Source organism: Flavobacterium suncheonense GH29-5 = DSM 17707, assembly GCF_000430025.1.
Classification (GTDB): Bacteria; Bacteroidota; Bacteroidia; order Flavobacteriales; family Flavobacteriaceae; genus Flavobacterium; species Flavobacterium suncheonense.
This window is the reverse complement of record NZ_AUCZ01000019.1, coordinates 1-10,077: the sequence shown is the minus strand read 5'-3', so window position 1 is coordinate 10,077 and position 10,077 is coordinate 1. Positions and strand designations below refer to the sequence as shown.

12 protein-coding genes are annotated in these 10,077 nt (G+C 30.5%); all 12 read right to left on the bottom strand.

Annotated elements, in window-relative coordinates; genetic code table 11:
• Positions 1–464 precede the first annotated feature (464 nt).
• Positions 465–821 carry a hypothetical protein gene (locus G498_RS0109485; protein ID WP_026980960.1) on the bottom strand — a complete coding sequence of 119 codons (357 nt, stop codon included), beginning with the start codon at positions 819–821 and terminating at the stop codon, positions 465–467.
• Positions 822–991: 170 nt separating this feature from the next.
• Positions 992–1,849, bottom strand: coding sequence for a hypothetical protein (locus G498_RS0109480; RefSeq protein ID WP_026980959.1), 858 nt, complete (start codon positions 1,847–1,849; stop codon positions 992–994).
• A gap of 193 nt (positions 1,850–2,042) precedes the next feature.
• The gene (locus G498_RS0109475; RefSeq protein WP_205619176.1) at positions 2,043–3,371 is read right to left on the bottom strand and encodes an LPO_1073/Vpar_1526 family protein; all 1,329 of its coding nucleotides are present in this window, start codon (positions 3,369–3,371) and stop codon (positions 2,043–2,045) included.
• 184 nt (positions 3,372–3,555) lie between these two features.
• Positions 3,556–4,179, bottom strand: a complete 624-nt coding sequence (locus G498_RS0109470) for a hypothetical protein (RefSeq protein ID WP_131387713.1) — start codon at positions 4,177–4,179, stop codon at positions 3,556–3,558.
• A 171-nt stretch (positions 4,180–4,350) separates the two neighbouring features.
• On the bottom strand, positions 4,351–4,776 hold the full coding sequence (locus G498_RS0109465) for a PIN domain-containing protein (RefSeq protein ID WP_026980956.1): 426 nt from the start codon (positions 4,774–4,776) through the stop codon (positions 4,351–4,353).
• A gap of 3 nt (positions 4,777–4,779) precedes the next feature.
• Positions 4,780–5,028, bottom strand: coding sequence for a DUF6364 family protein (locus G498_RS0109460; protein ID WP_026980955.1), 249 nt, complete (start codon positions 5,026–5,028; stop codon positions 4,780–4,782).
• 234 nt (positions 5,029–5,262) lie between these two features.
• Positions 5,263–6,141, bottom strand: coding sequence for a hypothetical protein (locus tag G498_RS0109455; protein ID WP_026980954.1), 879 nt, complete (start codon positions 6,139–6,141; stop codon positions 5,263–5,265).
• Between the two features lie 6 nt (positions 6,142–6,147).
• Positions 6,148–7,419, bottom strand: a complete 1,272-nt coding sequence (locus G498_RS0109450) for a hypothetical protein (RefSeq protein WP_051269831.1) — start codon at positions 7,417–7,419, stop codon at positions 6,148–6,150.
• A gap of 239 nt (positions 7,420–7,658) precedes the next feature.
• Entirely contained in the window at positions 7,659–7,952 is a 294-nt protein-coding gene (locus G498_RS0109440) for a type II toxin-antitoxin system RelE/ParE family toxin (RefSeq protein WP_026980952.1), read from the bottom strand.
• A complete protein-coding gene (locus G498_RS0109435) occupies positions 7,949–8,191 on the bottom strand; it encodes a type II toxin-antitoxin system ParD family antitoxin (protein WP_026980951.1) in 243 nt (80 codons plus the stop codon). Before G498_RS0109435 ends, G498_RS0109440 begins: the two co-directional genes overlap by 4 nt.
• A 245-nt stretch (positions 8,192–8,436) precedes the next feature.
• Positions 8,437–8,898 (bottom strand): hypothetical protein, encoded by a 462-nt coding sequence (locus G498_RS0109425; protein WP_026980950.1) that lies wholly within the window; start codon positions 8,896–8,898, stop codon positions 8,437–8,439.
• A 181-nt stretch (positions 8,899–9,079) separates the two neighbouring features.
• Positions 9,080–9,721, bottom strand: coding sequence for a hypothetical protein (locus G498_RS0109415; protein ID WP_026980949.1), 642 nt, complete (start codon positions 9,719–9,721; stop codon positions 9,080–9,082).
• Positions 9,722–10,077: the final 356 nt, after the last annotated feature.

Sequence of the window (10,077 nt, the reverse complement as noted above, 5' to 3'; positions counted from 1 at the left end):
TAATGCGCGTTGGCATTCTATTCAGGCGTGTGATTTGTCATCAGGTGTAAATTTTTAATTTACACTTGTGGCAAATTTAAGATGAATGTGATTTTCAAAGATTTGCGTACTGAATTTCCAGTTAGTTTTTCTAGTTAGTTTTTCACGTTCCAATTTTAAAAACTTAATTTTTCACAATGTTTTTAAGTTTCGTTTACACACAAAATTGGTCTTTTATTTTTTGCGAAATGTATTGATTACTATTAGTTTGAGTATTTTTCCACACGCACTACGCAACTAGCTTATAACGTCCCGCCGGCTTTCTGTCAGTGGCGGTTTTTTATTACTGACGTTTACAAATATACCGAAAAGTAGTTAAGAAAAAACTTCTTTTTAAAGAAGAAATGCACTCACTGACCATTCCAAAAAATCCCCAACCCCGCCATTGCAGAAAACCGCTGTTACCAGCAGTATTTCTTTAGTTATTACAGAAAATTTAAGTAATCATTTAGTAGAAAAATAATTAGAATATAAAGTAGCATTATTGAAATAGCAAAAGTTAAAAGTGTCGAAAAAACTAGTTCGGGAATAAGATTTAATTTCCATAAAATATATATTGATAGAAAAGCTAATACAATTGAAATTGCAACACTTGTAAAAATAAAAAATAGTGAATTTTCTAAGTTTATAATTGCTTTATATTCTGGAATAATGAATATAATACAAACTATTGAAATAACGTATGAAAAAAAAACTATAAAATTTTTTACAGAATCATTTGGGTTATCTTTTTTAATTGGTCTTGCTAAACTTCCCAAAATGTCTAAAATCTCTGAAATCATAACGTTTTAAAGTTTCTGTTGAGCGAATATTGCTGGTAACGTCCCGCCGGCTTTGTGGAGTTGGGGATTTTTATTCCCAGACCATTCCATTAGGACTGATGTCAAATATATAAAATTGCCTTTAAATTTTGCCTAAAACCCCAATTTCACAAAACCGCTGTTAGGCGCTGTTAATTTTGAAAAATGTATTCATATCTGTACGTTCTGGTTTTTGAACCTGATGAATATATATTTTCCGAATACTTAAATATTAAACCATTATTTGAGTATTCAAATTTTTCAAATCCAGTTTTAATTTCTTTCCCATTTTCTATCTTGAATAGTTCTCTTTTTATAAATTGACCTTTAGTATCATAAAAGTAATTATCTCCATGTGTGGAGCTACCTTCATTATAAATTACTTTTACTAATTTGTCTTTTAAGTATGTTTTGATTGTGGAAAAGTAGAATTTATCATTATTGAATGCTTCAGATTTAATCTCTCTATTTTGGTCATCAAAATATTCTATTATTGTTCTGTTTTTTATAAAATCACCATTTATTTTAGTTATGATTTTTTTGCCATTATCAAAATATTCATATTCTGTGATTTGCTTTATAGAATCATTGTCACCGAACATTTCTTCTCGGATTTTTTTATTATCTACATTGTAGTAATTTTTGAGAAGTAATTTTTTGTTTTCTGAATAGACATTTATAAGATTTCCTTTTTCGTCGTATTCATTGGTCATTATTGTTGGTTCTGGAAACGATGAATGAGTCATTATTGTTTCTAAAATATTTCCCTTGTTATCGTACTTAAAAGTTCGTGATGTTTTTAGATACGTTGCACTTGTGAAATTATCTTTTTGATTGTAGATTAATCTCCCATGTTCATCAAATTTAGATATTTCAGACAACTCATTTTTTTCGTCATAAACTTTCTGTTCGCTAACTTTATTTTTCAGAATAATGCTTTCATCGTTATTTTGACAATTTGCGAAATAGAAATTAAAAAGTATTGAGAAGTATATGAAAAATTTAGTCATTATCCGTCATTTTTGGTTTAATAGCGCCTAACGTTTTGGCGCTTGGCGCAGTGGCGGATTTCGGAGCATAAAACTGTCAATATACCACAAATGTTGATTCGAGGTAGAATGTTCAATTAACCACGTCACCCGCCATTGAGCCAAACGCCTGTTGTGTGCAGTAGCTAATCTATTTTTTATCAATTTTAAAGAGCTAGTCAAGTGGTGGTAAATTTTTATCACACCTCTGTGCATTAGAATGTGCAAGAACCTTTCCTACAGATGTTATTTGGAAACTCGTGCCAATATTGTCCCACCATTCCTTCAAGACTTTCAAGTTTGGACGCTTGTCCCACTCTTCCATAAATTTTTGAATATTCTCGCTTCTAATATTACCATCTTGCTTGTAAAGATCATATATTGAATTAATGGCGTTTTTCTGATCATCAGATAAAGGCACCGGTATTGTAATAATATTACCACCGTGGTTTATTTGATGCTGTATATTTAAAGAACTTATCTGTTGTCTATTTGGAACACTTATCCTTAGAAAACCTTTATTAAATGAATGTTCAATTAACATATTTTGCGGCAATTGAGCGGCCTTAATTATTTCAATCGCTTTATTAAAATTCTCAGATTCTTTCTCAATTCCAACATCGATGTAACCCGCTAATCGTTCAGGATAATATTGCTGTATTTTCTTTAGATTGCCAAATGAACTCAACCGAGTGGCATCCAATATATCCAAATGGTCGAGCCAGCCGTTTCCAACTGGAAGGCTACCATATAATAATTTTCCGAACAGTTCATTTAAAACATCTAATCCTTGATTAACATCTCCGCTCACTGGCCAAAATGTTGAAACTGCGTGAGACACAGTTAAACCTAATAAAGCATCATCAGAAATCTTATCAACTATCTCAACTGCTCGGCTAATTCCAGCTCTAATATTTCGATTTTCGCCTTTCTGAAATCTATGAATTAGTAATTCAGACAAAAGGTCATAATCTGCGGGTCTTTCTGTCGCAGCAGCCGTTTTTTGCGCTTCAACTAATAATAATTGGAAACTAGGGTCTGCAAATGCTTCTAACGCTCCATTTACTTTTTCCATTTTGGGCATTAGACTTTTTTCAAATTCACTAACTCTCGAGTTGGCCACTGTCCACGCATCTTGAGTGTAGTCTTTCCTTAATTGCAAATTCATTTCTTGGTAAATCTCTCTTGCTCTCTTCTCATCAATACCAATATGAACAGTCATTTGTTCGGCTTGCATTAACTGTGAATTTTCACTTCCTTTTTGAATTTTTTTATTATCAGTTATAGTTTGATTTCCTGCGGCTTGATAATTATGGGATTCTTTTCCTGACTTTTGGATAAATTTTAATTTAGATTTTATTTCATCACTGGTAAATATTTGGGCGATAAGTGCTCCAAATAATCCAATAGAAGTTACAGCTGGTTCCCAATCAGGAGCAGAGATCCACCATATGATAGCTCCAATTAGAGCAATGAAATTTATTATCGCGAGTACTGTTCTCATTTTTTTCTATTGCACACAACGCTTTGCAGCTTGAAAAAGTTGCAAAGATTTATTACTGTTGTTTACAAATATATTGAAAAGGTTGTTAAGAAAAAGCGCCATTTAAATAAAGAAATGCAAGCACTGACTTTTACTTAAAAACACTAGCCATGCAATTTTTTTAAACTGCTGTTATACAACGTTTTTATTTTAAATAAGTTAACGTGCTTAATTTGAATTTTTTAGATGCCAAATTGGAACTATTTCTTATCCTGAATGTATTTATGTAAATCTTTATTATATAATCATTCATCTCATCAATAATCAATTCTGCTTGAAAATTAGTGTTTATTTTAAAAGGAATTTTTTCTTTCAAAACTTTGAAAGAAATTTTTTCCGTAGTCCATAAATCCAAATTCAGTTCTTCGTTTGTTATAGTTAATTCGCTTTTACCTAACATATTGGAATTATATATAGGTAAAATTGTAATTGTTAAGGAATCAGATGTGTTTGTTTTTTTTTCTATTTTTAAACTATCAATTGGTGTTTTTTCGTCTGTGAATTTTAACTCTATATTTTTTTTATCAAAGATGTATGTTCCAGCTCCTTGTTCTTTGATTAAAAAACCTTTTATAAAGGATTTCTTTTTTTTACTTTCTAAATAAGGAGAAGTGTCAAAGAAAGAAACATATCCAAAAGTGTTATTAGGATAAATAGTAATATATCCTAACTTGTCATTTGTTAGATATGTTCCATGATTCAAATTATTTTGAGCATAACTAAAAATATGAAAAAGGAATAAACAAATAAGTATTTTATTTTTACTCATAATCCTAAAATGTTGTATAACGTCCCGCCGGCTTTGTGCTGGTGGGGATTTTTGTTACTGATGCTTACAAATATACCGAAAAGTTTGGAAGATAATTTTCAAAAAAAGCAAAGACTTTTTGAGCCAGCTCGTTCCATTAAACACCGAAACTCCACTTGCACAAAACCGCTGTTAACGGCTGGCAATCCTCATTTTTAGATAATTGTCTGGTGTCATGACTCCTAAAGAACTGTTTTTATAATCTTTGGTATTTCGTGTAATTATAATATCAATTTCTTTGTTTAGTTCCGCTGAGTAGTTTTGTAAAGCATCTTCAAAATCTTTAAACTCTGAATTTAATGCTTGTAATATTGAGTCTTTATTAATTACAAGAACTTCTGTAATTGAAACTAACATTTTTAACTTTTCAATTACTTTTTCGTGTTTCGCAGTTTGTCTTAGTAAGTAATAGACATTACTAATAATTACAGGAGTGACAAATCCTGTAATTTCTTTTGATTCACAAAGAGATAAAATTTTTGCTGCGTTTTCCGAAAATGGCTCTCGATCAAAAAAGAAATCAAGAATAACATCAGTATCGATTAGAATTTTTGCCATAGATTATAAATATTTTTCAGATAATCTATTTACTAAATCCTTTTTATAATTGATCTTTTTTGGAGCATTGAACGAACCTTTTAACGATTTTACGATAGGAGTTAACTCAATATCATTTTGAGCATTATCTTTTGTTAATGCTTTTAAATAATTTTCAATTAAATCAGATAAACTGCGTTCTTTTTCTTTAGCATATTTTTTAGCCTTTTCAATCACAGATTGTTCGATTGTTAATGTTAGCTTAGTATTCATGATACACGACCTTTTTAAGTTAAACTTATACGTGCAAAGTTAAGAAGTTTTTTTGATACGTACAAGTTTTGTTCTTAGCGCACGTGTTATTTTTTGCTTGCCGTTAACGTCCCGCCGGCTTTATGCAGTGGCGGTTTTCCACTCACGGAACATCACAAATATACCGAAAAATTTCACAAAATTCTCCAAAAACCCCAAGCGCCGCCATTGCTTAAAACCGCTGTTGTATGCCGTTTATTTTGCTTTTAGTTTTGGACTTTTATAGTTTGATAAAAATGCCATTGCATTATCACAATCTGAAAATGAAGCCTCAATTTTATCATTATTATTATAAACGATTTTAACTTCAAATCTAACTAAATCATTATCTAACTTATTAGGAAAATTTTTTGTGCTCAAATATTGCAGGGCTTCTTCAATTGAGTTCAATACTTTTTGAGAACCATATAATGGTAAAATTCTAACTTCTGTTATGTATCTATCAACGCTTTTTTTAAGTGCGGTAAAGAAAGTTTCTACTTTTTCTTTATTAATTTCAATTAATTTATCAATAACTTTTTCTTTATCTTTAAATAACTCCCAAGCTTTAATTTTTTTATTAAAATCATCTGTTGATGTATCTTCATCAAAAGAGGCATCCAATCCAAATTCTAAAAAAGCTTTAGTTACAGTTGAGTATTCAAAATATAAAACTTCAAAACTACTTGATTTTAATTGTTCTAATGCTCCCTTAGTAAAAACTCCTGCTAAAATAACTCCTAGAAACGGTGCTGAATGACTATGAGTTGAAGCTAAAGGCAATACTGCTCCTTGGATTTCTTGCGCTTTATTTCTTGAATGCTTTGTATATCTTCTCCATGCACTTTCTATAAAGGCTACAGGAGTTCCTATTTTATCTTCTGTACCATTTCTTTCAAGTACAAAATCTAAATCATGCTTATTACCAAAACTATCTATCCAAGATACTTTTTTACCAGATCTAGCTTTTCGCTTTCCTATAGAATCTAAATATAAATTATTTGCTGTTGCAAATTCTTGAAAATACTTTTTCATTGTATTTTCAAGAATTTCTCCTATAATTTGTCCAAATTTATGTGCGGGTGATATTGCCATATGCTTTTATTTAATCCAAAGTCTACCTTCTTTTAAAGGAATAGTATGTTTTCTATTTTTCCATTTAACATTTCGATCTCTTGTTTTTTCAAAATAATAAGAATTGAATCCAGCACCAATAGCTAATTCACCTAACCATTTGTCTACAGGCAAATAAATGCCATATGGAGCAGAATCCCCAACTACAAAGCAAATATTTGAATTTTCAGCGCAAACTCTTCTCAATGCAACAAATGTATCTCCCATATCTTTAAAATAAGCTAAAGCCATAAGATGATAATTTTTTTTACCACCATGAGATAATCGTTCAATCGATAGAAGATCAAATTGCTTTTTAAGTTCGTCACGAATTGGATTTAGACACTCCGATTCAAATAACTCATCAATTTCATTTTTGATATGTGCAACATGTTGTGTACATGCTCTCACAATATCATTTTTTACTAGATTTTGTAGTTCTCCCCAATTATCTATTTCTTCCCAAAAGGATAATTCTATTCTTGTTGCATCAGCATAATCATAGTTGTTTGCGTATGGTGGAGATGTTACCACTAAATCAATAGAATTATCTGGTATACCGTTTAAAGTTCTAGCATCGCCTTTAATAAGAGTCGTGTTTCCAAGAATTAAATTTTTAGACTGCATTAATTTCATATCTTTAATTATAGAATTAATTTTGTCTTGATATGCGATCAATGGAGCCAAGATTCTTGATTTAGTTTTACCTGGTAAAACATATTGCCATTGGGCAGTTCCAGCAGATGATGAAACTCTTAGAATTGAAGTTATAACGAACCATAATAGTTTTTTATGATCTTCATTTACATTGAGATTTTCCCAAACATATTTCATTTTGAAAAGCTCATTCAAAGTTTCCTCTGAGTAACATTTAACCAAGAGTTGCGGATATTTTTTTTTAGGTAATTTGAAGTTTAAGACTTGAGTTAATAATAAATCTGATGAAACTTCAAACTCATCGGGATTAATTGTCCATAATAATTTAGATTCAGCTACTTTATGAATAAGCATATGAGCTTCTACACCATATGTGTTTTTTCCGTTTAATTGTCCTTCAAGTAAAACAGTTCCAGAGCCAACGAAGGGATCAAGTATATTATTTGATTCAGGGAATTTATCAAAAACGGTCTTGACCCATTCTGCGGAAAAACCAGCCGTATATCTAAACCATCCATGTACAGGCAATTTCATATTGTCAATGAATGTTGACGATACTTTATCCTTTTTTTTCAATTGTTCTTTTATTGCAGTTTCTGTCATCCCGCAAATGTATGAATTAATTAAATTTATTTGATTATTGTAATTTCGCTACGTTTTGGTTAAATGGCATACAACGTGTTGCAGCTTGGCAAAGTTGCGACAGTTAATGATTTACGTTCACAAATATACCGAAAAGTTAGAAAGAAAAAACCTGACTTCGGAGAAGAAGTGCAAACAGCGGCGCTTACCGATAAAAACCAAGCTTAGCAATTTTGCCAAACTGCTGTTATGCACCGTTTTTATAAGCGGTTTGGAATATCCATTGCTTGGTGTAAAACTCTTACTATTTCTAACACATTATCATCAGCTTTTTTGTAAATGATTAGATGAGATTTAACTCTAGCTTGTCTGTAACCGGATTTAATTTTTCCAATATCTTTTCCGCTATCAAAATCTTCTAAGATATATTCAATTTCTTGATAAATTAAACGATAATAGCGATTGGCTTGATTTACCGACCAATTTTGAAGAGTATACAACCAAATATTATCAATGTCTTCAAGTGCTTGTCTACTTATTCTATACTTTTTCATAAGTATTTTTTGTGAAGACTTGCTAAATGAGCTTCTGGATCAAAATTTGAAACCATTCCACTTTTTTCACCGATTTCAATTTCTCTTCGCAATTGTTTTATTTTTTCTTCTTCTAATTCTAACAACCTTAAAGCTGTTCTAATAACTTCACTTGCAGAACTAAAGCGACCAGATGCAATCTCTTCATTAATGAAATTTTCAAAATGATTGCCTAGCAAAATTGATGTGTTCTTTGCCATAATTATAAAAATTTATTCAAATATACCAAATTATGGTATAAGAAACATGTTTCTTGCGATTTTTTTCAAAATGGTGCATAACGTGTTGCAGCTTGGCAAAGTTGCGACAGTTAATGATTTACGTTCACAAATATACCGAAAAGTTAGAAAGAAAAAACCTGACTTCGGAGAAGAAATGCAAACAACATCGCTTACCGACACAAACCAAGCCTAGCAATTTTGCCAAACTGCTGTTAGGCACAGTATTATTTTAAGTCCTTTAATTCAAGTTTAGCAATATCTAATATTAAGTTTACTGCAATTAAGTAATCTTTCCAAGCAGTATTTTTATCTTCGGATCCTAAACATGAAATGGAATATTTAACTATGTTTTCAGGTAACGTATATCTTGATGCAAAATTTATTTCTGTGTCATTTCCATCAAGACAATTTTTTTCATCATGTATTACATCTTTAGGATTTATTTTTATAATTGCAGACGATAATTCCAAAAACTTTTCAGAGGTTGTTTTATATTTCTTTTTGCTATTAAAAGTTTCAACATAGACATCTACACTATTATCTTCTAAATGATAAATAGATATATCGATGCCACTATCAATTACTGATGAGTTGCTACTATGAAAATGTACGTATTTGATATTGTTTGTTTGTGAATAATTTTTTGAAAAAGTAATTATAAGGACAAATATTGTTAATAATTTCATAGTTCGTTTGGGTTTATTGTGCCTAACGTCCCGCCGGCTTTATGCAGTGGCGGCGGAATTACCACTGACGTTCACAAATATACCGAAAAGATTGAAAGAAAAAATTTGAAAAATAGGTGAGAAGTGCAAACACTGACCATTCCTAACAAATCCTAAAGCTAGCCATTGCTTAAAACCGCTGTTATAAGCTGCCTTTTTTTTCATTTAGTCCTTTAGTAACCTCTTCCAAATTTCTGTTTTCTTTGTCATAAATCAATGTCAAATTTGTTGCGAATGCAGGAAGTACAATGCTTGATTCCCAATTTTCTGTAATATTAGGTAGCATTTTTTTTGAATTTTCTATAAATCTAAACCATCCCGGTGTCTCTTCGTTTATCTTAAAATTGAGATTGTTTGAGCAATAAATTTCTAAACAGATTAGATCTGTTGTATATAAATCCATTTTATAAGCTATCATAGAATTTATTTCACTCCAATTTATAGAATCTACTGAATTTTCGAATTTAATTGAAAAAGAATTTTCGAAGAATGTAAAAATACCATCGTCATTATATATCTCCATGAAATCTTTCTTTAAATCTTGATTTTGAGTAAACTCATTTTTTCCAGTTATTTTAAAGTAAAATTTCTTTATTGGTGCTGAATTTGGATAATAGTAGTATAATAGCGCTGCCATTAATCCACAAGTAAAGTAACCAAAACTAAGTAACCCAAAGATTCTAAAGAAAGTTGAATCCTCTGCAATAAAAAAAAGAGTTAATGAGGCAAACATTAACATTCCTCCTGCAAATATTACTTTCTGTATTTCTTTTCCGTTAATCATTTTTGTTTAGTTTGCCGGTAGCTTATAACGTTCCACAGCTAAATGCAGTACCGACTATTTTATTAAAACGAAAATAATAAAAATAAGTTAGACATTCATCATTATTGAAGTAAAGGGAGGTATTGCATTTAGCTGTTGTTGTGTATAGTTATTTCTAGCACGCTCTCTACTTCCAAATAAGAAATAACGGAGTTGTGACGTCTCCACCTTAATCAAATTCTGCGTAATCTACTTTTTATGAACCTAAATTGTATTGATTATATCTTTTGATATGGTCAGTTCAATTTAGGTCTTCCCTAAGTATTTTTTTTCCATAACAATTAAAAGTTACTAAAAATCCTACTTATTGTTGACTT